The sequence below is a fragment of the Curtobacterium sp. P97 genome (assembly GCF_023712445.1).
GTDB lineage: Bacteria > Actinomycetota > Actinomycetes > Actinomycetales > Microbacteriaceae > Curtobacterium.
The window spans coordinates 1-394 of record NZ_JAMAYF010000215.1 but is presented as its reverse complement, the minus strand read 5'-3'; the positions used below and the strand labels follow the sequence as shown (position 1 = coordinate 394).

1 protein-coding gene is annotated in these 394 nt (G+C 71.1%); it reads left to right on the top strand.

Annotated features, from left to right (window positions below):
• Positions 1-157: 157 nt before the first annotated feature.
• A partial coding sequence (locus M3677_RS18865; RefSeq protein ID WP_368859925.1) for a DUF3040 domain-containing protein occupies positions 158-394 on the top strand: 237 nt, incomplete at its 3' end.

Genomic DNA, 394 nt, shown 5'->3' with positions numbered 1-394 from the left:
ATCCAGACCCGGCCTCGTCCTCGGAGATCGACGTGCAGCGTTGGCGGGCACGGCAGCAGTCCTTCGAAGGGGCGGTCCAGGAACTCACCGGGGCCGCCACCGTGACCGTCCACGTCGTCCAGCGCGATGGCAAAGCGACTCACGTCTTGGGTCTGCCGTGACCGGACCGGACGAGGACAGGCTCCGTCAGCTCGCCGCACACTTAGAGGCCGAGGACCCATCGTGGGCCCGCCGGTTCACCACCGGCGCACACCAGGAAAGCGTGCGGGCCCGGCGCGCCCTCATATGGACGTCCACGGTGGTCTGCCTGGCCCTGCTGGCGGCCGGCGGGGCGACGAGGAACCTCGTCCTGGCGCTGCTGGCCCTCCCGGTCGCCGCGACCGCTGTCCTGTTC